At 39.4% G+C, this 24,229-nt stretch carries 17 protein-coding genes; 6 read left to right on the plus strand and 11 right to left on the minus strand.

All coding sequences use genetic code 11. From position 1 onward, the window contains the following. Positions 1-90: 90 nt before the first annotated feature. Both QUE03_RS10835 and QUE03_RS10840 read left to right on the plus strand, forming a co-directional pair. A complete protein-coding gene (locus tag QUE03_RS10835; protein WP_286261292.1) occupies positions 91-393 on the plus strand; it encodes a putative signal transducing protein in 303 nt (100 codons plus the stop codon). Continuing rightward, the gene (locus QUE03_RS10840) at positions 390-839 is read left to right on the plus strand and encodes a GNAT family N-acetyltransferase (RefSeq protein WP_286261294.1); all 450 of its coding nucleotides are present in this window, start codon (positions 390-392) and stop codon (positions 837-839) included. The genes QUE03_RS10835 and QUE03_RS10840 overlap by 4 nt, the downstream gene beginning before the upstream one ends. Here the strand turns inward: QUE03_RS10840 and QUE03_RS10845 are convergent. Both QUE03_RS10845 and QUE03_RS10850 read right to left on the minus strand, forming a co-directional pair. Then, positions 813-1,517 carry an SIR2 family NAD-dependent protein deacylase gene (locus QUE03_RS10845; protein ID WP_286261296.1) on the minus strand — a complete coding sequence of 235 codons (705 nt, stop codon included), beginning with the start codon at positions 1,515-1,517 and terminating at the stop codon, positions 813-815. The two genes, QUE03_RS10840 and QUE03_RS10845, sit on opposite strands and share 27 nt — an antisense overlap. 85 nt (positions 1,518-1,602) lie before the next feature. After that, a complete protein-coding gene (locus tag QUE03_RS10850; protein WP_286261298.1) occupies positions 1,603-2,331 on the minus strand; it encodes a class I SAM-dependent methyltransferase in 729 nt (242 codons plus the stop codon). A gap of 591 nt (positions 2,332-2,922) precedes the next feature. Between QUE03_RS10850 and QUE03_RS10855 the strand changes: the two genes are divergently transcribed. The 4 genes from QUE03_RS10855 to QUE03_RS10870 all read left to right on the plus strand — a co-directional run bounded on the left by QUE03_RS10855 (position 2,923) and on the right by QUE03_RS10870 (position 8,466). Beyond that, positions 2,923-4,398: a glutamate-cysteine ligase family protein gene (locus tag QUE03_RS10855; RefSeq protein WP_286261300.1), complete on the plus strand. Its 1,476-nt coding sequence runs from the start codon at positions 2,923-2,925 to the stop codon at positions 4,396-4,398. Continuing rightward, positions 4,389-5,420: a M14 family metallopeptidase gene (locus tag QUE03_RS10860; protein ID WP_286261302.1), complete on the plus strand. Its 1,032-nt coding sequence runs from the start codon at positions 4,389-4,391 to the stop codon at positions 5,418-5,420. Before QUE03_RS10855 ends, QUE03_RS10860 begins: the two co-directional genes overlap by 10 nt. A 373-nt stretch (positions 5,421-5,793) precedes the next feature. Further along, positions 5,794-7,458 carry an asparagine synthase B gene (asnB, locus tag QUE03_RS10865; RefSeq protein WP_286261304.1) on the plus strand — a complete coding sequence of 555 codons (1,665 nt, stop codon included), beginning with the start codon at positions 5,794-5,796 and terminating at the stop codon, positions 7,456-7,458. A gap of 210 nt (positions 7,459-7,668) precedes the next feature. Next, a complete protein-coding gene (locus tag QUE03_RS10870; protein ID WP_286261305.1) occupies positions 7,669-8,466 on the plus strand; it encodes a coiled-coil domain-containing protein in 798 nt (265 codons plus the stop codon). A 188-nt stretch (positions 8,467-8,654) separates the two neighbouring features. On the opposite strand, the gene QUE03_RS10875 is transcribed toward QUE03_RS10870, so the two are convergent. The 9 genes from QUE03_RS10875 to QUE03_RS10915 form a co-directional block, all read right to left on the minus strand. Then, positions 8,655-10,088: a hypothetical protein gene (locus QUE03_RS10875; protein ID WP_286261328.1), complete on the minus strand. Its 1,434-nt coding sequence runs from the start codon at positions 10,086-10,088 to the stop codon at positions 8,655-8,657. A gap of 118 nt (positions 10,089-10,206) precedes the next feature. Further along, positions 10,207-10,623, minus strand: a complete 417-nt coding sequence (locus QUE03_RS10880; protein WP_286261331.1) for an ester cyclase — start codon at positions 10,621-10,623, stop codon at positions 10,207-10,209. 555 nt (positions 10,624-11,178) lie between these two features. Next, entirely contained in the window at positions 11,179-11,871 is a 693-nt protein-coding gene (locus QUE03_RS10885; protein WP_286261333.1) for a DUF3667 domain-containing protein, read from the minus strand. 17 nt (positions 11,872-11,888) lie between these two features. Beyond that, positions 11,889-12,419, minus strand: coding sequence for a septation protein IspZ (locus tag QUE03_RS10890; protein ID WP_286261338.1), 531 nt, complete (start codon positions 12,417-12,419; stop codon positions 11,889-11,891). Between the two features lie 697 nt (positions 12,420-13,116). Next, positions 13,117-14,139 (minus strand): quinone-dependent dihydroorotate dehydrogenase, encoded by a 1,023-nt coding sequence (gene pyrD / locus QUE03_RS10895; RefSeq protein WP_286261340.1) that lies wholly within the window; start codon positions 14,137-14,139, stop codon positions 13,117-13,119. A 74-nt stretch (positions 14,140-14,213) separates the two neighbouring features. Beyond that, entirely contained in the window at positions 14,214-19,058 is a 4,845-nt protein-coding gene (locus QUE03_RS10900; protein WP_286261342.1) for an NAD-glutamate dehydrogenase, read from the minus strand. 374 nt (positions 19,059-19,432) lie between these two features. Then, the gene (locus QUE03_RS10905) at positions 19,433-21,754 is read right to left on the minus strand and encodes an efflux RND transporter permease subunit (RefSeq protein WP_434019773.1); all 2,322 of its coding nucleotides are present in this window, start codon (positions 21,752-21,754) and stop codon (positions 19,433-19,435) included. Between the two features lie 4 nt (positions 21,755-21,758). Continuing rightward, positions 21,759-22,769: a WD40/YVTN/BNR-like repeat-containing protein gene (locus QUE03_RS10910; RefSeq protein ID WP_286261347.1), complete on the minus strand. Its 1,011-nt coding sequence runs from the start codon at positions 22,767-22,769 to the stop codon at positions 21,759-21,761. A gap of 81 nt (positions 22,770-22,850) precedes the next feature. Next, complete coding sequence (locus tag QUE03_RS10915; RefSeq protein WP_286261349.1) at positions 22,851-24,215, minus strand: DUF1329 domain-containing protein; 1,365 nt, start codon at positions 24,213-24,215, stop codon at positions 22,851-22,853. Positions 24,216-24,229: the final 14 nt, after the last annotated feature.

The following is a 24,229-nucleotide window of genomic DNA, read 5'->3' on the forward strand; positions in this document are numbered from 1 at the left end:
AGGTAGCTTTATCAGTTACCTTAGTTGACATTGAAATGAACATGAACAATACCCTCTCTACTTTCATTTAGCCTAGTTGAGATCTATGACATGAAACTGGTATACAGTAATGAAAGTTCAATGCTCGTCGGCAACATCAGAAATTTGCTGCAACTTAGCGGCATTGATGTCATCACAAAGAATGAATTTGCCAATGGCGCAGTCGGTGATTTGTCAGCATTTGACGCTTGGATTGAACTATGGGTGGCAGAAGATATGGTGATAAAAGCTCAACAAATCATACAAGACGCTGAAGTAAAAAAGACTAATTGTGATTGGTTTTGTCCAAAATGTAAGGAGCCTAACGGTGCTAATTTTGAAACCTGTTGGTGTTGTCAACATGAGCAAACATGAACATTAAATTTACGCTAGCTCCTAAACACAACAAAGCATCAATTAAACGTTTTTATCGACAGCAGAATTACAATGCACGTTTTAAAGGACTCGACTATTGTTTTATTGCAACTATCGATGATGACATTATTGGTTGCTTAATTATCAGCCAACTCATACCTCACAATCATCAGTTATTGCTGCACGGATTGGTTACGCATAACCAACAACAAGGGTTAGGCGTTGCAAGCCAACTCCTTGAATTTTCAGTTTTTTATATGAAGAAAACAAACAGCGAATCAACCAGTGAGTTGTTTTGCTTTGCAGACGAGTCGCTATCAGACTTTTACTCAAAAAGTGGCTTTTCTATGGTGGATGCCTGTCTGCTCAATGAAGAATTAGGTCATAGATACAGCGCCTACAAGAAATACAATAAAGCGCTAGTTATCTTTAAAATTATCACTTAATTTTTTAGTTAACACAGGCAATCCTTTGACCGCCGTTTGCTTAATTATCGTCAAATTTGATAACTGTGCGACCGCGTCATTGACCGCAGGTTTTGGATCAAGGTAGTAGATAGAGCAATCTTTTGAAGCAAATCCCGCTAAACTTGCTGCCGGGTACACTTGCATGGATGTACCAATAATTATTACGATATCGGCTTGTGAAACAAGTTCAATGGCGCAGTCTAACATAGGAACCTGTTCACCAAACCAAACGATAAATGGGCGCAACTGTCCGCCCAATTCACAGCAATCACCCCACTTTATATCTTTAACCCAAGGGTAAACCAAATTCGAATCTCGCGTGCTTTGTGCTTTTAACAGTTCGCCATGCAAATGAATGACAGTAGAACTACCCGCTCGCTCATGTAAATCGTCGACGTTCTGAGTAATAATAGTAACGTCAAACTGCTGCTCAAGTTGTTTTAATACTTGGTGACCTAAGTTAGGCTTTACCTGAATAAGTTGGCGTCTACGTTGATTATAGAAGTCGAGTACTAATTGTGAATTGGCGTGCCAGCCCTCTGGAGATGCAACGTCCATAACGTCGTGCCCTTCCCACAGGCCGTCAGCGTCCCTAAATGTATTAATACCACTTTCAGCGCTCATTCCTGCACCGGACAATACAACCAATCGTTTCATTTTTGAGTCATTCCTACGCTAGCTCACTGAATCTTTATATACATCAACATATTAGCGTGGCGTTATTCATGTGCACCAGATCAGGTTAGCCTTTTTCAAAGATAAGAACAAAGCGATCTGTCTTACGTCGCATTTCTGGTTTAAATGGAGAAATAGTACGTTCATCTCTCGGATTCGCTAATATGTTTGAGTCAACCACCAGCTTAAACCCCAAACTAGCAACTTCTTTTTTAACGTATTCGACATCAATTCGATGAAGCTCTTGTGAAAATTCAATACCGCTTCCAGGTTTTGCCGAGTGATCGACAATTACTAATTTACCACCGGGTTTAATTGCAGAGGTTATTTGAGGCAAAAAACTATCTTTATCAATTTTCCAACCTTCAACTTGGTGATAAATGTCATGGTAACCAAGTATATAAAACATCGCATCAAAGCTTTGTTTTTTCAGGCCTAAATCTTCAGTCTCTTTATCGAAGCGTTGAACATTGGGTAAACGATTGTTTGCTAAGCGCGCTACCAATTCCTTTTCAATCCACGGCATATACGCTTGGTTATTATGTAAATAAACACGACCTTCAGCGCCAACTACATCACTAATAATTTCACTGTAATAGCCTCCGCCGCCCAATAGATCAAAGACTTTCATGCCAGGTTTAATGCCTGCAAGGCCAACAACCTCCGCCCCTTTACTTGAATTGTCTCGTTGAATGTCATTGGCATGCCGCTCGTTTGGTTTAAATATCAGATCGGCTGCAGAAGAAGAAAAAGCAAAAGAACAACAGAACATTAATACTAGTGCTAGGTTTTTCATGTATTTCCCTATTAATTATCATCGTAATCGTTGGTAAAACAGTATAGAGCAACGTTTCTTGCAATAGTACAATAAACCGACAAAATGCATTACTTTTAAGTCAGAGACAATCAATTTATTACAAAGTATTTCAATGACTAGCAATAACGTAGTGTTATAACCAGTCAATTGAATTTGCCATTATTCCAATAAATATATTTTATTCTTTGATAAAGCTTATAACCGAATAAACACCAGACAAGCTCTACGATAAACCATAAAAATTTATATCGATGAACGCCTGCGCTAACCATGGTTTCTGAAGTCACATTGGCGAAGTCAAAAAAAAATGAATTAGCTACTGCCATCCAAAAAAGCAGTAACATCAGATGAAATATTTTAACCATTACTTATGAAAACTAAATCAAATTGCATTGCTATTTTAATCGATTACTACACACACCTACAGTCAAAAAACACAATCTATATCAAGGTTTAATACCAAGATAAAACTCAATTATTCGATACCGTATAAACTTTGACTTCAATCAAATATCTTTAAAAAAAATCATGTCATGGTAACTACACTACTTAAATTAACTTGGTCTTATTATGGGCACAGCAGTACAACATTGGTCTTTTTCGAAAGAAAACTATCAAGCGTTCCAGGAAAAGCTGTACTTACAACTGGATCAATTAAAGGATGTTATCGAGTCACCCAGCTTTGGCGATGAACCATTGAAAATGGGGGCTGAGTTAGAAATGTACATTACAGATGATAAGGGGCTTGTCAGCTCGAATAACCTAGCATTGTTAACATCATTGAATGATAACCAGTTTCAGCCCGAGCTTAATCAATACAATATAGAATTAAATCTCTCCCCTGTTGATACAATAGGTAAGCCTTTTTCTAGACTGCATCAAGAGATCGATTCCAAAACACTAAAACTAAAAAAGGTAGCAAAAAAGCACAAAGTCAAGATTGTGCCGATTGGTATTTTACCGACACTTACGCAAGAACATCTAAATATTGCACACATGACTAATGTGCCGCGATACCACAATTTAGCAAACCATCTATATGAAAAGCGCGGTAAGGCGTTTGAGATAAACATTAACGGAAAAGAACCCTTATCCATCACCTTTAATGATATTTGTGCTGAAGGGGCAAACACCTCCTTTCAAGTGCATTTAATGACTAAACCAGAGCGTTTTAGTAGCGTCTTCAATGCGGCACAGTTAACGGCCCCTTTGGTCGCTGCTATTGCCGCAAATTCACCGGTATTTTTAGGTAATGAACTGTGGGATGAAACTCGAATTGCATTGTTCAAACAATCTTTAGACATCAGGCTTCGAGAGCAAACGAGTTGGCAGCAACCCACGCGTGTTAATTTTGGGTTTGGTTGGGTAAGAAATGGGCCACTAGAGCTCTTTGCAGAGGCCGTTTCACTATACCCAATTATTTTACCTTCGATAGATGACAGCCCAGCAGAAGGTAATTTACCAAAGTTAACCGAACTATCAACCCACATGGGCACACTTTGGCCATGGCATCGCCCTGTATATAGCAATCATGGCAAAGGACATGTGCGAATAGAGTTTAGAGCCATTCCGGCTGGTCCAACAAACATCGACATGGTGGCCAATGCCGCCTTTGCTATTGGACTGGCAAACGGCTTAGCCGACAACATTGAACAATACCTCAATGTAATTCCTTTTAGGTTTGCTGAATACAATTTTTACCGGGCCGCTCAACACGGCATTCACGCCAAAATTCTTTGGCCATTAGAAAACAAACATCATCCAACAGAAGTTGCAATCAAAACAGTGCTAAATGACTTAATACCAACTGCCAGAAAAGGCTTGCTTGACTTAGGAATCGAATACAGTGATGTCGATACCTACCTAAATATTATCGAGCAAAGATTAAATAACGAAATAACCGGTGCAATTTGGCAAAAAAGGACATTGGAAAGTTATCGTAAAACACAAACTAAAGACAAAGCTGCTCAATCTTTAGTAATAAAATATTTGGCTAACAGTCAAATGGGTCTACCAGTTTCACAATGGGAGCAACCATGGCTATAAATTTCTCTAAACTCAGTTATTTTCAAAACCTTACAGCTAACGACATCCCAAACACCTATCACAAGTGGTTAAGTGATTTGACGGCGCCTACCATCATAGACTTCAAAAAAGAAGGCTGCGATCGTTGGCGCGTGGTGACAACGTTGTTACATGGCAACGAGCCTTCTGGCTTTATCGCCTTATATCAATGGATAAAGCAAGAAGCATTCAAAGATATTGCCGTAAATATTCGCTTTATCGTTTGCTCAGTCGAGGCAGCCAAGTTTGAGCCAGCTTTTAGCACTCGCTTTTTGTCTGGTGGTAAGGACATTAACCGCTGTTTTGGTATTAAAAGTCTGGCTGACTACTATCTACGTGCAGAGCTTATTGCCAGCTGTATTAGGCAGGTTAAACCAGAAGCCGTTGTCGACTTGCATAATACCTCCGGTAAAAGTGCTTCGTTTTGTGTAAGTTGCCACGAAGATAAAGAGCATTTGGCACTCGCCACATTATTTTGCAATAACGTGATTATTACTGATTTAAATATTGGTGCATTAATGGAGCAGAATTTCTCATGTTCTATTGTTGCTATCGAATGTGGTGGAGCTTTAGAGCAAACAGCACATGACACTGCATTAAGAGGCTTAGGTCAGTTTTGTGCTAAGGAGAATATTCTAGTCGATGAAATTGATGAAGACTTCGACGTATTTCATCAACCGGTTAGGTTCAAACTGAATCAAACAACTGAGCTGAACTATACCAACACATTACCTGATAATGGCGTATCACTTAGGCCTGACATTGAAGAACTTAATCGTGGCATAACACCTAGTGGAACTTCAATTGGTTGGGTAGATGATGCTGGTTTGTCTAATTTCAACATTGAGGATGCAGAAACTCACGGTAACGTTGATGATTATTTTGACATTGTTGACAACCAAATGTTCACAAAATGTGATCTAAGATTATTCATGGCAACAACAAACCCGACGATTGCTGTTCATGACTGTCTATTCTATTTTATTAACGAAAACAAAGAATAATACTCATTGTTAAGGCCAACTTAAGACATATGTAGTTGGCCTTCTTATTGAGTATGTACTATCGGTTACTCACAGAAATGTTAGTCAAACGAAACAACAGCGCACAAACCACCCTGATACTGCTCAAAAAACACCCTTTGTACAGATAAATATCACAAAAAAACACATTTAGAGCAAATAAACTAAATTTACCCTTGATTTTTAATATGATGCTGGCAAAGTGAACTGGTCGGTATGAAAACCGTTCAACTTTTACATGAGTCCCACCATTAAAAGTATCCCTTCGTAGATAGAACCGCAGTACTACGAATGATCTGCGTTCAAATTTACATTACACGATTGTATTAAAACAACTTAAAGGAGTAGCGCTTCAATGTGTTCGATCTTTGGTATATTAGACATAAAAACTGGTGCTCAGGCATTACGCCCAAAAGCACTTGAATGCTCACGATTATTACGCCACCGCGGACCTGATTGGTCAGGTATCTATCAAAATGATAACGCCATTTTAGTTCATGAACGACTGTCTATTGTCGATACTGAACATGGTGCACAACCTCTATACAATCAAGACAAAACTCACGTGCTCGCTGTCAATGGTGAAATATATAATCACAAAGCACTTGCAGAAACACTTACTGTAGATTACGAATTTCAAACAGGCTCAGATTGCGAAGTTATCTTGCCGTTATATGAAGAACATGGCGTGCAATTTATCGACAAATTGCAAGGCATGTTTGCATTTTGCTTATACAACGAAAAAGACAACAGTTATCTTATCGCTCGAGATCATATTGGCATAATTCCACTTTATACCGGTTATGATGCCGATGGTAACTTCTATGTCGCGTCAGAAATGAAAGCACTAATGCCGCTATGTAAAACCGTTGAGGAATTTCCTCCTGGCTACGTATTAGATAGTCGAGTTGGAAAACCAGAGAAATATTATCGCCGCAATTGGCAAAAATTTGATGCCATCAAAGATAACTTTACCAGCAAAACAAAAATTCGAGAGGCACTCGAAGAATCAGTAAAAAGTCACTTAATGACAGATGTGCCTTATGGCGTGTTGTTATCGGGCGGCTTAGATTCTTCATTAATTTCAGCGATCACGCAAAAATTTGCGGCAAGGCGTATTGAAGATAATGACTTAGCTGAAGCATGGTGGCCCAAAGTCCATTCCTTTGCATGTGGTTTGGAAGGCTCTCCTGATTTAGAAGCAGCCCAAAAAGTTGCCGATAGCATAGGAACCATTCATCACAGCGTACTGTTTACTGAGCAAGAAGGCATAGACGCACTAAAAGAAGTGATTTATCACCTTGAAACCTACGATGTCACGACAATTCGTGCCTCTACCCCAATGTACTTAATGGCACGTAAAATTAAAGCTATGGGCATAAAAATGGTGTTGTCAGGTGAAGGAGCAGACGAGATATTTGGTGGTTACTTATATTTCCACAAAGCGCCTAACGCACAAGAGTTTCACGAAGAACTTAACCGTAAACTAGACAAATTGCATATGTTCGACTGTCTTCGCGCCAATAAATCAATGTCAGCTTGGGGCATTGAGGCTCGCGTACCATTTTTAGATAAAAACTTTATGGATGTTGCCATGCGCATCAATCCAAACGATAAAATGTGCGGTGACGGCAAAATAGAGAAAGGCATTTTACGTTCTTCTTTTGAAGGATATTTACCCGAAGAAATACTGTGGCGCCAAAAAGAACAGTTTTCTGATGGTGTCGGTTACTCATGGATTGATGGCTTAAAAACACATGTAGAGTCACAAGTGACCGATCAGCAATTGGCAAGTGCAGAGTACAAGTTCCCTGTTAATACACCGGACACCAAAGAAGCCTATTTCTACCGCTGTATTTTTGAAGAACATTTTCCACTAGCAAGCGCTGCTGAATGTGTACCGGGTGGTAAATCTGTTGCCTGTTCAACGCCACAGGCGTTAGCATGGGATGAAAGCTTCACTAAAATGGCAGATCCCTCTGGACGCGCAGTTCAAAACATACATAACGACAGTTACTAAAATCCTACTAAACTCTAAGGCGTCACCCCATTAGTTGGCGCCTTTTTTAATGTTCCATTTTTGTAAATTTGTTCAAAAATTGTCTCAAATTTATAAAACGTTAATTAAACCTACAAAAACCTTAAAAAAAAGCGCATTTTGCTTTATTGTATTAACCATTACATGACTAACTACGGTCAACTAAGTACCGTTTAACAAACAGGTTTCCCATTGAATAACAGATCTGAAGACAACATTCCAAATATCGTTCTAGATAACGATGATGTTGAAGCTTATAAAAGTACAAAAAAGCAAAAAGCAGCAACCCCATCAAAACAGGCAGTTCCATCTACGCCAGTTAAAGCTAAAACGCCAGGCTTTTTAGTGTTTACATCTGTCTTGATTTATATGCTTGTTGGTGGCGCTGGCTATTGGTTTTATCAACAAGACTTGCAAAACAAAGCTTTATTACAGTCCTCAGAGCGCCGAATTGTTGAATTGGAAAAGCAGCTGTCGGCAACAGGCGAGGAAATGGGCGAATCTACCGTTGCGTTAAAAGCAAAGCTTGAAGGCCTTATTCAGAAAACAGATACTTTGTGGAAGGAAATGGACAAGCTTTGGGCATCCGCTTGGCGCAAAAACCAGTCAGAAATCAAAGCGTTGGTTGCTCAGAATAAGAAACAAGCAACGTTAAACAGCCAAAATAAAGCATCATTTGTAGCTGCTTCTGGTTTTATTAAGGAAGTACAAGAAAATCAAACGCTGGCCGAATTCAATGTCTCTGCCTTATCGGAAAAGCTAGATCAGTTACAGCAGCTAAAAGGTAAGTTTGATGATCTTACGGCTCAATACAATACCTTAGAAAGCAAATCATCGCAGCGCGACAAAAGCCAATTGGAAGTGGCGACAAGCTTAAATCAATTAGAAATGAGTGTGAATGCCCTGCTCGACAAGGTAGAAAGATTACAAACTACTCCCACAAAAAGCAGCACACCTCAACCAGTTAACGCAGCCCCCCCCGTGCAATAACCTAAATTTAACAAACAAGCCGACACTTAGTCGGCTTGTTTGTTAATGGCATAAGTCAAATCCTCACCTGACAGCATTAAAACCAAAATTCAATCTAGTCTAACAATCTTGTCTATGTCAGTAGTAGATTCATGGATAGCTAAATTTAACTCCTGCTCTGTGTTATTCATAAAAAGAAAGTTGACTCACTATGCCAATCTGTCTTTCCAGCTTTCACCAAAAGCCCCACCAAATTTACTTGTTTCTTCCATCCTGCTCTGTTTCACATGCCCCACATTTGAAAGGTCAACGGGTTTTAATCCAAGCCCCCTGACTTGTTGTAGAAGAGGAAGATATCTCTGCTCGTAATCTGCGTTGAATTTCTTAAAGGCATCTATCAAATCCCCTCTTATTGCTATTATTCCTCTATTTTTGTCTTTTACTTTCAATATCCTGCTGACAATCACCTCTGCATCATCCTTAACAATGTCCAATAATTTTTGAAAATCCATTTTGATTTTCAAACGTTCAACCCAAAAATATTTTTGGTTATTCCCTTCATGAGGTAAGAGTTTCCATGCGTCCAATTCCAAATTGCCAAAATCATAGGGAATGACTACCGATACACCGTCATCAGTTTTGCCCATAGCTTGAGTTATTTCATATAACCGCGCAACACAAAGATCATGAAAGTCTTCTATGCCTTTTTCTACCTTTCTAATAATGCTCAGATCTTCTGGACGCTCTTCTTCAGGGTAACGGTTCCAATCGGTGCCCGCAAAGTTAGTACCTTCGCTATTTTTTCCAACTTTTATATTTTTTAATGTCCCGGTTACTGTCACTGCTTTCTTTGTTAGCCTGTAATAGGCTTTGGATACTTCTTCTGTAATTCCTCCCGTACTACAACCTAAGAGTATTATCGAACCTGACCAGTCTTCTGGCTTAGGAACTTTATTTGCAAACAAAGCAACTGATTTAGATGACCACCCCCCTTGGCCATGGGTAATACCTTCATCGTTGGTATTGCCGTGCCCTTCAAGTACTATGTTCTCGGCAGTTCCTATTTCAGCAAGACCATCAAAATCGCTTAATTTAGTAGGCGCTTCAACCGCTTGATCTCCTTCTTCATTCACTGGGACCTGTCTAAGCTCAGCCATCAAGTTTTTATCTTCGTCCCGAAGTTTTATTCGTACCAATTGAACGGCACGCAAATTGTCTGAGAATGAGCGACGCTGTATTTTCTGCTCTGAAGATTTATGTATATAAGCCTCGTGTTCATATGTGTGCGCATGCAATGGTGCAGACCTAGCCCTTTTGTAATGTACGTTCACATCAGCTAGCGATTCACTAGAAAGGCCGTCAACATCTAATTTTAGTTTGTCTGGTAAGGCTTTATTCTTCACTTTCTTTTGGATAGCTGACAGTTTACGAGCAGAATGACTATTAGCAATTGAGCGTAATTGAGCTACTTGTTTTGCTTGAGGAGAGTTGTTGGCTACCTCTTGTAATTTATATTGCGTAGCAGTCTCACCACGATTACCTAAAAACTCAATATTAGGCTTATTATCGCTCTGATTTTGAGAGATTTCATTCGCCACCGATTGGCTTCTACTTTCTTGTGTTTTATCAGCGTAGGTATTCATTGAATGATTTCCTTATCCTATTAATACACACTGGAAAGCGAATCTTCCCTAATAAGAGATTTAACTTTGCTTGGCAACTATCTCTTGCGATTGTTCCAAGGTAAAGTTGTTTTATTTTTTATGCCCAGCCAAGCTGTTGAAGACTTATTGAATCATTCCATATTTTTGTCATATGACTAATAAGCTCACCTTCAAATTGCATTACATAAACATAATCAGCAGCGATAACTTTGCCTGTCGGCTCACAGGGGCCACCGGAACCAGTTTGAGTCCCATGAAAAACAGCAAAGGCAGTTACACAATTCCTTTTTTCGTCTGTTGAAAAAGATTTTAACTCATAACGACCATCAGGGATCGGCGTTAAAAGTCCTTTCATCCACTCTGTGTAACCTTCGATGCTATTTATATCTGCTAATGCTGCTGCTTGTGCTGAAAAGGTAGCACTAGGGTGACAATATTCTTTACACGCTACCCAGCCCTTTCCTGTTTCACAGGCATCAAAAAACATTTCACCAATTTTTGTGATCGTACTCACATGATATCTCCATCAAATGAATTTAAGCTTTATTACTATAGTCCAAGGTACGGGTTTAAACACATAGCACCCCACTCACGGGTAAAAACTTGGTACATTGGCGTTATTCATTTTGGGTGAAAGCCTATTCAACACAGACTCTATAGAAGAGTGTAGTACCGCTCAAATTCTTGTGCTTAACGCTCAAGTGTAGTGACCAATTCAATTTTCATGACAGACTGTAAACTCAAAGGAATAAAAGTATCGAAAGGGTTCAAGTAAGCAATTTGAACGGCTAACGAATGATATGCCCCCCCACCCATCACCTTTAGCTGACGAGCGTGTCATAGTGAGGTTGAAATAAACTTCAAATATAAGGAGTCTATATCCCTAGAATAAAAACCATTGGCCGACAATTTAGGTAATAGGCGTCAAGTTAGTTTTCAGTATTCATAGAGTTGATGAATATGGTAAGCCTAAATATTGAATAAAAATAACCTATAAGAACAACCTGTTATAAAGATATTTTAGTGATTACAACGAACTCGACACATCTTTAACTACTTGAGCAACTGTTTATTTTGTCGGTAAAACCACATCAAATACCAGCCCTAAGGTCGCCATATAAACCAAATAGACTAGTAGAGACTTAAAGGCTGTGACAAGCCAAGACGCCTGATACATGGTTTTAAACGCCTTTGGAAAATACCAAAGTAAATATAATAAGAGTGGTGCCTGTAGCGCTATAAATAATATGTGTTGCCTTTCCAATACCTCCAGCGGGCCAATTAAAATCAAAACCAAATAGCCGACACTATGAATGTGCAGGGAAAAAACGATGTTGGATACCAGGTAACTGCTTGGATACATTGCCTTTACATAAAGAGCAAACAGAGGGAACAACACGAACATTGCTTTAGAATAAAGATCTATTGAAGATGCTGAATAACCCTCCTGACCGGTGAAAACCTGCTGAAAACTGGAAAACAGTAGAAAAAATATAACGCTGATCACCAAATAAAGCCGCAGAGGAGGCGTATATTTCGTCTGCATCCCAAGATCATACTCATATGATGCGAGCCCTGGTTTGGTGAATAGAGTTTTTAAAGTGAGCGACAAGCGTCCGTCAATATCCAAAAGCTCATGCATTGCTTCTTTTACAAACGGAATAAAAGGTTGGCGATTGCTTTTGGTACTCTGCCCACAAGTTGAACAATACTTAGCGTTTTCTGTGAGAATAGTTTGGCAATTTCTACAGTTGAGTTGCATATCAGTTTACAGTCTCTTCACTTTGTCTGCTTGTATGGATAATAAACCCACCAAACACCAAATAATGGAAATATAATTAATAATGACGTTTGACCAAATAATTTATAAACTTTCCAAAACTCCAATCCTGCGAACATATAAACAACATAATTAAGTAGTGATAAGGTTATAAAGAATGAAATTAAAATTTTATTAAACTTTATCCAAACACTATTATTAAGGCTCAAGCGGTACCCCAAAAAAACATAAGGTAATCCTTTGTTTTGGACTAACGCGAACAAACTCAAAACAATAGCAATGCTTGCCCACACAATTGTCGGTTTAAAGCTAGTATATGCAGTACCATCTAACAAACCGAATTGATTATCCAAAGTTGCTGATAGAATCAACAATACAACAAGCGAAACTAAGTAACGCCAATACATTCCCCACAATTTGAGAAATCTCTGATAATTTATTTTAAAAATATAACGCCGCGTTAAGAGAAAAAACAGTTGGCTTAAATTAAGCGAAGAAGGAGAAAAAAGCCAACTGTTTTTGTCCTGCATAATTTTCTTATCTTTTTATTTTGAAAGCGTCTATCAGGGACTGTTGATCTTTGTTTTTAATTTCTGCAATAGGCAATTTTTATTGAAAGCAAAGCAGAATGAAGGTAATTTGGTTATTCCAAATAAGTAAATTCTAATGTAGCTAGCGATAAAAATAGCCATTGCCTATAGGGCTGAGGTTAAAATTGATTTACTCTTCGTTAAAAATTGTTGGTTTAGATGACTAAACGGCACAGTTTCTGCCTTAATTAAAGCGATTTTATTACTCAGCAGAATTAATAAACAAAGATCAACAGCCCCTAATCTAACGGCCGTGACTCCCCCGTTGATAACTTCTAGATTTAATATAGCCAGAAAGTCAGGAGACTTTTATCCCACTTTGTTAGTCAAAAGGTTTAGGGTGGATTTACCATTTATTATGTCGCTAAAAAGCCACATTGAACTCCCTGAGGTACCATAAGAAATTAACCCTGCACAATAAACAGTACGTCCGTTTTTAGTTCCTGATGAAAACGGGTTGCCGGAAAGAATAACTATTCCTATATCTTTTGTTGGCAAACCATTTTTGATATTTGGATCTGAAACTTGCTGACTGTTGTCTGTCAGCCCATACCTAATTACGACGGTAAAATCGGTCAGTCAAATATGAGCCAATACAGATTTTATTTATTCAATAGCGGCCCCAACAGGCCTATAATTACAGCGCCTTTACAATGTCGCGAATTAAGTCTGGGCCTTCATAAATGAAGCCACTATACAGCTGAACAACCGTTGCACCTGCCGCTAATTTCTCTTTCGCGTCTTCAACACTGTGAATACCTCCAACGCCCATGATCGGTAATTTGCCATCAAGTGCTTTGGATAAAAGTTTGATCACCTCAGTGCTTTTTTGCGTTAATGGTTTACCGCTTAAACCGCCCATTTCATTGCCATGCTCTAAGTGCGCTACCTTGTCACGAGCCAAGGTTGTATTTGTCGCAATAACACCATCTATTTCATTTTTTATTAAGCATTGGGCGATATCCAAAATCTCTTCTTCCGTTAGATCCGGTGCAATCTTAACTGCGACAGGAACATAACTTCCGTGCTGTTCAGCAAGTAACTTTTGCTCAGCTTTAATGGCTGACAATAACTCATCCAACGCTTCACCATATTGTAAAGAGCGCAACCCCGGCGTGTTTGGCGACGAAATGTTTATCGTAATGTAAGTTGCATGTTTATACACTTTACGCATACACGTGATGTAATCATCTTTGGCGTTTTCTTCAGGTGTGTCTTTGTTTTTACCAATATTGATCCCAACGACACCATCAAACTTCGCTTTTCGAATTTGGTCAACGAGATAGTCAACACCTTTATTGTTAAAGCCCATGCGATTGATTATGCCGTTCGCTTCTTTTAAACGAAACAAACGAGGAGTTTCATTGCCTGGCTGAGGACGTGGCGTTACGGTACCCACTTCAACAAACCCGAAGCCCATACCTGTAAACGCATTGACACACTCTCCATTTTTGTCCAAACCGGCGGCAAGCCCAACAGGATTAGGAAAAGTAATACCCATCATTTCAACAGGTTTGCTCGGCACTCGATTTTTATACATTAATGACAAAGGTGCCCCACCCATAGTTTTTAGGGACTTTATCGTCACGTCATGGATTAGTTCGGGATCAAATTGAAATAATACTTTGCGAATAAGTGGATACAAGACTGTACTCCTCAAGTCATTAATAAAAAGGTGGTATAAAAAATCCCCGACTAAATCGAGGATTTTTAACGATTACACTATTTTAACCCTTATTTGATTGGATCACTATGCAAACTTAGTAACATTAGCTCTCGAAGTGCAACCGAAAACTTAGCAAACTCATGATTTTGTGAGGTCCTAAATTCAGCAAGGATATGTTCCCATCGTTCTAAAGGCTGACCATTTTGTTCAAACCAAGTATCAAGTAATTGGTCAATATCTTTGCTTTTCGCATCGACTTTCAATGCTACGATAGTGATTGAGCGTTGCTGCCAATCTAACTCTTCTCTAAATGAAGCTCTTGCTAATGCTTGCCAATGGTTCGATACAGGTTGTTTTGTAATCTGATCTAGGAACCAGTGCAATGACAAACGTTCGCCTAATGCAAAATACAATTCAGCAACAAATTCAATAGAACGACCGTCAGCATCAGCTATCTCAGCGATATCCATAATTGAGAATAAGGTGCTTAATTGAGAAATACGCGTTGCTATTTTCTTAGGCACGCCCGCATTAACCAAATCTGTCTCTACACGTATAAGGCCATCAACTTCTTCTTTGACCATAAACTTGTGTAAGTTTTTAGACATAGAATCAAATGTTGGACGGTAAAAATCGATGCTTTCTTGAATGCTTAACGCTTTATTACGGTGGCGCAAGAACCAACGAGTAGCGCGACGGACATTGCGGCGTAGCTGGAATAACATTTCAGTTTGAACGCTCGTTTGAATCTTATTATCTAGCGCTTCAATACCTTGCCAAATCATTTCCATTTCAAACACTTCACTGGCCATCGTATAACAATTAGCTATCTCGTGAACGGCTGCGCCTGTTTCTTCCTTCATGCGATTAACAAAGTTAAAACCCATGTCATTGCCAAGTTTATTCGCCAGTTTAGTGGCAATAATTTCCGCGCGAAGTGGATGCTCTTGCATTTGTGCCGAGTACTTTTCCTGCAATTGTTTAGGGAAAGCGCTGATCAACAAGTGATCATGGTAAGGGTTACTGGTTATTTCAGAACAAACCAAATCTTCCTTTAATACCATTTTGCTGTAGGCAAGAAGTACGGCAAGCTCTGGTCGCGTTAAGCCTTTGCCTTGTGCTAAACGCTCTGTGATTTCATCATCATTTGGAATGAACTCTAAGGCGCGATCTAATTTGCCTGCTCGTTCTAACTCATTAATAAAGCGAGTTTGCTCTTTCAATGAAGATGCACCACGCAAGGTGGTAATTGACAATGAATGCGTCTGACGATAACAATCTTCTAATACGATTTCAGAAACCTCATCGGTCATGTCGTACAATAATTGGTTACGTTGCTTAACCGTTAAATCGCCACTTTGTACTAAACCGTTAAGTAATATTTTGATGTTCACTTCATTATCTGAACAATCAACACCACCGGCGTTATCTACAGCATCGGTATTCATGCGACCACCATTAGCTGTGTATTCGATACGGCCTAATTGAGTACAACCTAAGTTACCACCTTCACCGATAACTTTCGCTTGCAGCTCATTACCGTTTATACGTAGCGAGTCATTTGCTCTGTCGCCCACTTCCAAATGACTTTCTTTGGTTGCTTTAACGTAAGTACCAATACCACCATTCCAAAGCAAATCAACCTTCATCATTAAAATAGCTTTGATCAAATCATTTGGCGCCATTGATTGCTTCTGCGTGCCAATCATTTTCTTGATTTGCGGCGTAAGCTTAATTGATTTAGCACTACGGCTAAATAAACCACCACCTTCAGAAATTAGATCTTTGTTGTAATCTTCCCAAGAGCACCCCGGTAGATTAAATAAGCGCTCACGCTCTTTATACGTTTTCGCCGCGTTTGGCTCTGGATCGATAAAGATGTGCATATGGTTAAAGGCAGCTTGCAAACGAATGTGCTTAGATAACAACATGCCATTACCAAACACATCCCCTGCCATATCACCAATACCTATTACGGTGAAATCAGTTGATTGACAGTCAATATCCATTTCGCGGAAATGTCTTTTAACAGACTCCCATGCACCTTTTGCTGTGATACCCATACCTTTATGGTCATAACCAACACTTCCACCTGAGGCAAATGCGTCGCCTAACCAGTGGTTGTATTCATCTGATATTTCATTTGCGATATCTGAAAAAGTCGCTGTACCTTTATCAGCAGCAACAACTAAGTAGGCATCATCTTCATCGTGTCGAACCACATTAATAGGCGGTACAACTTCACCTTTAATAATGTTATCAGTAATGTCTAACAAGCCTCGAATAAAGGTACGGTAACATTCCTTACCTGCTTCAAATATTTCTTGTCGGCTACCGTCTTCTGGCAATTGCTTACAAACAAAGCCACCTTTCGCACCAACCGGAACAATTACAGTATTTTTAACTTGCTGTGCTTTTACTAGACCCAACACTTCAGTACGGAAGTCTTCTCGTCGGTCAGACCAGCGTAGACCACCACGCGCTACTTTTCCGCCACGTAAATGAACACCTTCCACTTGCGGTGAATAGACAAATATCTCAAATTTAGGGATAGGTAATGGAATTTCAGAAATATTCTCAGGTAATATTTTAAATGAAATGTACGACTTTTCTTCACCAGCTGCGTTTGCTTGGAAGTAGTTTGTTCTAATGGTTGCGCTAATCATCTCAACGAAACGTCTGATGATTCTGTCATCATCTAAGTTTGCTACTCTATCTAGAGAAGCCTCAATATCTTCCAATACTTTAGTTTGTGTTTTAGCGGCAACTTTCTTACCTGGCTCAAATCGTAGGTTAAATTGTTTGATCAACAATTCAGCGATGTTTGGATAGCGAGCAAACGTATCTTCGATATAACTTTGGCTGAAAGTACCACCAATTTGTCGCTCATACTTAGCAAAAGCACGCAATATTGATACTTCACGACCACCTAAACCAGCGCCTAAGATCAAACGGTTAAAGCCATCATCTTCTAAATGCCCCGCCCAAACTTTGGCAAAGGCATCTTGGAACAACATCTGCACTTTTTCCAAATTAAATGTACGATCTCCGGTGAGCAACATCGAGAAATCAAGAATCCAACATGTTTCACCATCAGCCGTTCGCACTGCATATGGGCTTTCACCAATGATACGAAGACCAAAGTTTTCAAGCATGGGTAATACGTCTGATAAATGCAGCGGTTCGCCTTTATGGAACAGCTTAAGTTTTACAAATCGACTGTCCGCAGACTCTTCTTGTGGCTGATAAAACAACATCTCTAATTGGTTGTCATCAGCAAGCGCCTCCAGTTTTTCTATATCAACAATTGCAGTGCCCGGTAAAACTTCGTCTTTATATGACTGAGGGAAAATTGAATATTTACGGCCTAGCGCTTTTCCTAGAGATTCACCTTTGTGCGATTTTAATGCCGAGGCAAGTTTGTCGTCCCAACTTCTAGCGGCTTCATTTAAATTCTTTTCTATTTCTTTCACGTTTATATCCGCTTTGGTGTTGTCGACACGTACAATGTAATGAGTTCTTGCTTGCACTGACTCTGAGAAATAAGTGGTAAACTCTACTTCTCTGGTCGTGCCAAACGCTTCTTGTAGTAAATTCTGAGTTTCTATACGTAATTTAGTGTTGTAACGTTCACGGGGAACATAAACCATACAAGAATAGAAACGATTAAAGGCGTCACGGCGTACAAATAAACCGGAATAGTCACGCTCTTGCATTTGTAAAATGCCTTTTACATTTTGCAAAAGCTCTTCTACGCTTGATTGCAAAATTTCGTCACGTGGGTATGTTTCTAAAATGTTGATCAGCGTTTTATACGCGTGGCTACCAATGGCAAAACCAGAAGACGAACATACATCTGAAACTTTCGATTTAATTAATGGAAGATCAAGAGCACTATTGGTGTAGTATGCTGAGCCAAATAAACCCACAAAACGCTCTTCACCGGTGACATTACCTTCATCATCAAACGTTTTAACGCCAATATAATCTAAGTGAGCTGGTCGATGTACGCGAGAACGGGAGTTAGTTTTTGTTAGAATAAGGAGGTTACTTCCTAACGCAACTTCTCTTGCAGATTCACTTAATGTTGATAACAAGCGTTGTTTAGTTCCTTTAGAGTTTTTCATTAACCCTAAGCTTGACTCTACATTAGCAGACAATGCCATATCACCTTTTAAGGTATCCACAGCGTATGAGCGATAGCCCATAATCGTAAAGTTGTTGTCAGCGACCCACTGTAAGAATTCTAACGCATCGTCTTTGTCTTGCTTTGAGCAAGGTACCTTAGCTTTTTTTAAATCGGTAATTATCGAGTTTAATTTCCCAAGCATAGGTTTCCAGTCTGTCACGGTTAAAGAGATGTCGCTCACAACTGAATGTAGCTCTTTGGTCAAGGTCTCAAGCACTTGTGCATCGTCTTGACGATCAATCTCAATGAAAAATACCGTTTCAACGCTTGCGGATTTGATTGACTTATCTGTTGCGGATGACAGCTTAGATATATGCTTGTTTTTGTCTCTAACGATATTCATTGGACAGTTAAGCATTAGGTGTGGCGATAACCCTTGACGATTTAGTGCGATTCTTAACGAGTCCACCAAGAAAGGCATATCTCTAACAATCACCTCAACTACAGTATGACTTGATTTCCAGCCATGTTTAGAAACTTCAGGATTAAATACCTTAATCACCGGCGTATCATATTGATGGCCATTAAGTGAATTCCAAAGGCTTAATGTAGCCCCGTATAAATCACTATCATTTCTATGAGCTAAATCTAAATTGGAAATGTTGCCATATAATAAATTTGCAAACTGCTCAACCAAAGGGGCTGTGTCAGCTGGAACTTTTTGTTGAATAAATTTGGCTACATTTTTTAGTAGTACTGAGGGTAAACCGTCTACGAACGCCATGGAGCTTTCCTTTTGGATAACACGCTTTGAATAATTGTTGTTTATGTTGACTGCACCAAATCAATAGCGAACCACTTGATTATTCTTGTTCAACACTTTTTATTATTATTTGTTGAATTCTACTGAATAATTATTAGCTATATTTTGTTTGATTTATCAGCAAGTAATGTCTATTCCATTCAGAATAGACCATTGGCGGTAATTTTATTAAGAAAGTAAGCTTAAAGCGAGGATTATTTTTTGGTAAGACCTGTTAGAAACAAAGGGTTAGCGCATTTAATCCGCATAGATTAAATCATTATTCAGTCTCTATAAATAGAAAATGGCCTTTCGGCCATTTTCTCGATTATTTATTCAAGGAAAGTGATTACAATTTATTTTTTACCGTCTAATTTATTAGGCCATAAAAATGCAGCTATTGCTGGTAATACGATTATCGCTGCAAGCATATTCACTAAAAACATAAAGGTTAACAATATCCCCATGTCTACCTGAAATTTGAGCGCTGAAAAGAACCAAGTAGAAACGCCAATTGCTAGTGTAATACCGGTGATTAACACCGCACTTCCTCTTTCAGATAGCGCCGCTAAATAGGCATTTTCTACTGTTTCACCTTGACGAAGTTTTTCGCTCATAGTCGACAGTATATATATACCGTAGTCGACACCAATACCTACACCTAATGCGATAACAGGTAGCGTAGATACAGTTAAGCCAATATCAAGCGCAGTCATTAAACCTTGAGCCAATGTTGAGACCACATATAAAGGTAATACAACCACCACTGTTGCCCTAACACTTCTAAAGCTCAATAAACACAACACGATCACCGCACCATAGACATAAAGCATCATCGGTAGTTGAGCTTCCTCAACCGCTTCATTAGTTGCAGCCATAACTCCTACAGGACCAGACGCTAACTTAAATTGTAAGTTGTCATTGTTTAGCTGTTCAGACACGGCTTTAACTTTCGTGATAACACGATTAATTGTTTCAGCTTTGTGATCTTCTAAGAAAAGAATTACCGGCATCACACTGCAATCACGATTTAATAGACCACTACTTGTAGGTACGCGGGCAATTGATTGCACCAACGTTTGTTGATTTCGAGATAAGGTTCGCCATTTAGGGTTACCTTCGTTATAGCCCGCATTCACAAGTTTCGAAATTGACGCAAGACTGACTGCAGATTGCACACCTTTTACATTTTCGAGCTGCCATTGAAATTGATCGATAACATTCAAATTATCATGGCTTGTACAGGCATCCGCAGATGTTTCTATAATCACTGACATGTAATCAACACTGATAGCGTAACGATCCGTAATTAAAAACGTATCTTGGTTATATCGAGAACTTTCATGTAACGCGGGAGCTCCAGCATGTAATTCACCAATTTTCAGATTCTGTGAATGATACATACCAAACAAATACAACAAAACAGTAATGAATATTACGAAAGATGCAGGCCCTTTAGTTGCGAGCTTTGCCATCGCTTGCCAAATATCACTTTTGTGAATTTTATGCTTAGGTGGTTTTTCCGTTTTAATTTTCAGGTAAGAAATTACAACAGGCAATAGCACAAGGTTCGTTAGGATAATCATAGCAACACCTATCGATGCCGTAATTGCTAATTCACGAATGATACCTATATCAATCGACAATAAGGTCATAAAACCTACCGTATCTGATAACAGCGCAATACCACCTGGAATTAACAATGCTTTAAAGCTATTTTGCGCTGCAATTTTACTCGTTGCACCAAATCGAACCTGCTTAACCACGGAATTAATCATTTGAACGCCATGACTAACGCCAATAGCAAATACTAGAAACGGTACCAAAATCGACATCGGATCGATGCCAAATCCAAGGTAGGATAAAGCGCCCATCTGCCAGATTACCGCGACGAGAGAGCATACAATGGGTAGTAAAGTTAGGTTAATCGAGCGACAGAATAAGTAAACCATCAATGCCGTTATTGCGATCGCAATAGCGAAAAAGGCAACAACACCTTTAGCCCCTTCAGCAACGTCACCCACCATTTTGGCAAAACCAATAATGTGTATGCTGATTCTTGAGCTTTCAAATTGGGCGCGAATTTCGTTTTCGAGTTGTTCTGAAAGTTTGAGTGTATCGAGCTTTTCATTAGTGTTAGGGTCAACTTCCATTAATGACGTAGTCACCATGGCGCAACTATAGTCATCTGCTACTATGCGCCCTACGATACCCGCTTTTTCAATGTTACCTTTTACAATCGCTAAGCCTGCTTCATCAGCTTTGAAGTTCGCTGGAATTACAGGTCCGCCGGCAAAACCATCTTCTACCACTTCAACAAAGCGCGTGCTTGGAGAAAACAGAGATTTAACCTGAATACGGTCGACGCCAGGAATAAAGAATAACTGATCATGAACATTTTTTAGTGCATTAAAAAATGTCTCATTAAAAATATCACCCTCTGTATCACACACAGAGATTAAAATATTGTTAGCACCACCAAAATCTTTTTGGTGCTTCAAATACGTTTTCATGTAGGAATGATTTAATGGGATGTTTTTTGTAAACGCCGCGTCCAACTTTAAGTGGGTTGCTTGAAATATAAAAAAACAGGTAGCAACTACAAATAAAGCTAAAACTAAAAGGCGGTGACGAAATATACCTACTTCAATACGGTTTATTGTTGAATTCATACTCATAAAACTACTTCGCAATTGTTATTTTTTTAATGCCTACTTCAGAGGCGGCATAGAGTGCATTTTTATACCACGTACCGGCAATCATCGCTTTTCCATCATGTTCAGGGCGAAGTCTAAACGTAAGGCCGTCATCATCACTGATCAGTAACACGCCATTATTTCCGACCACTAAGACACGATCATCGTCAGTTAACACTATATCACTCAGCAATGCGGTTGTTTTCGTTTGGACGTGGGACCATGGAGTACCGTTTCTAAGGCTTCTAAATATGTTACCTCGAAGACCTGCAACAATTAAATTTCCACTTTGCGTACGTTCCATATCAAAAAATGAACCTTGATAAATGTTTTGATACGGTTCCCAAGTAACTCCAAAATCATTACTTTTAGCTATCAGCCCCATTTCACCGGCAAGGTACATAGTTCTCCCATCTTGCACTATTCGGTTAAAATGCGGCAATATAGAAGCACGTTCATCCAAATAGGACTCCTCGTCTTCCATCTTTAATTCATTTAAATACTCTATGTCTTCTAACGGTAAAAATTCTTCATGAAACTCTTCTGTCCATGTTTTACCGCCGTTATCAGTCCGATAAAACATGCCATAGGCTCCAATAGCGATACCGTTATTAACATCTTTGAACAAAACGTCTAACAATGGTTTTTCTTTTGCAGGTAAGTATTGCTGAATTTGCCATGTTTTACCGCCATTTGAACTGTGTAAGATAGTTGCATCATGGCCAACTGCCCAACCTAATTGATGAGTTGCAAAATAAACACCAGTAAGCGTTGATTGAACGGGTACAGATGACTGAGTCCATGTATCACCATCGATAGAGCGTAGTATATGGCCACGTTCCCCTACCGCAATGATGTATGACTGCTCAACATTTTGAACATCTAATAGTAAAGATTTTTCAGCTAATGGCGCAATAGCCGCAGGCTCTGGATTGACGGCTGCTAAAGAATGCCCGAAAGTGAGACTAGCTAGAAGTACAGCGACAGTTTTCTTCATTAAAAAACCACTCAAAATATCAATATTGTGTAAATAAAAACGGCTGACATCAGGTCAGCCGTTTGTTTTTCCCCGTTTGGGTTAACGACGACCTTCGCGTCTTAATGCCGCTGGTGTGAACGACTTATCTTCCAATGTAGCAGAGAAATCATACATTTCAGCTTCATTGTCTAAACCAATAGCGATATAACGACGTGCTTGTATATCATGGAATACTTCTAGCGTAGACCATTGTGTAGGCACTTCATAGTAATTTATACCATGAGCCACACCAACACGATACAATTCATCACGGTTATCGTATATATCAGTTACGGCGATTTGCCAGCTGTCTTCATCAATAAAGAAAACACGTTTCTTATAAGTATGACGAGTATCAGATTTTAAGTTTGCTTCAACCACCCATACTCGGTGTTTTTCATAACGAACTAAGTCAGGGTTAATATGGCCTGGTTGGATAATTTCATCATACTTGACGCTATCACTGTGCAAACGATAGTCATTGTAAGGAATTAATAACTCTTGCTTTCCTTTTAATGTCCATGTGTATCGATCTGGTGCACCGTTATACATATCAAAATCATCTGTTGTACGTAAACCATCTGACGCTGTACCTGGTGCATCATACGCTACGTTAGGAGCACGGCGAACACGACGTTGACCAGTGTTATAAGTCCAGGCTTGACGAGGAGTTTTAATTTGGTCCATTGTTTCATGCACCAATAAAGCTGTACCCGCTATACGTGCAGGAGAAGACACTTTCTGTTTGAATTTAAACAGAATATTTGACTCTTGTAACTTCTCTGGTGCAGCGCCTTTTACGTTATATGGCAACATTAACTGTTCGTCGAAGCCTATATAAGTGTAATCGCCACCAGCAGTTGGAGCTGCTTGTCCACCTTGACGCGTCAAGCCTTCTCCACGATAACGCAAAATGTGATTCCAAATAGCTTCCAAACCCGTTGATGGAATTGGGAATGGCACACCAACAGCTGCCTGTGTAATACCATTGCCACCTTCAACTAACTCTGCACGAGCAGCATTGTCAATCGACGCTTGGTACACATGCTCAGGAAATGATGCAGAGCGACGTGTTTGATAAACGTTCATTTTGTAGGTATCAGGATAAGTTTCAAATAATTTAACTTGCCCTGGTGTCAATAACTCTTTGTACTCGCCCACATTAGCTGAGGTAATAGTATATTCGACTTTATCACCTGAGAATGGATCTGGGTGATGATCTCCCGGAGTATAACCTGCAGGAGCTGCTTTAATACCACCATCCCACGCAGGAATTGAACCGTCAGCATTGGCACCACGTTCTGCCCCCACTGGCGTTAGTTCTTTTGATAATTTAGCTGAATCCGCAGGGGATACTTTGGCTAGCGCAATATTACTAGTTACTGCAAGCGAAACCGCTAAAGATAATAAGGTTAACTTTTTCATTTGTTAATATGTCC

The sequence above is a fragment of the Thalassotalea atypica genome, from assembly GCF_030295975.1.
Lineage (GTDB): Bacteria > Pseudomonadota > Gammaproteobacteria > Enterobacterales > Alteromonadaceae > Thalassotalea_F > Thalassotalea_F atypica.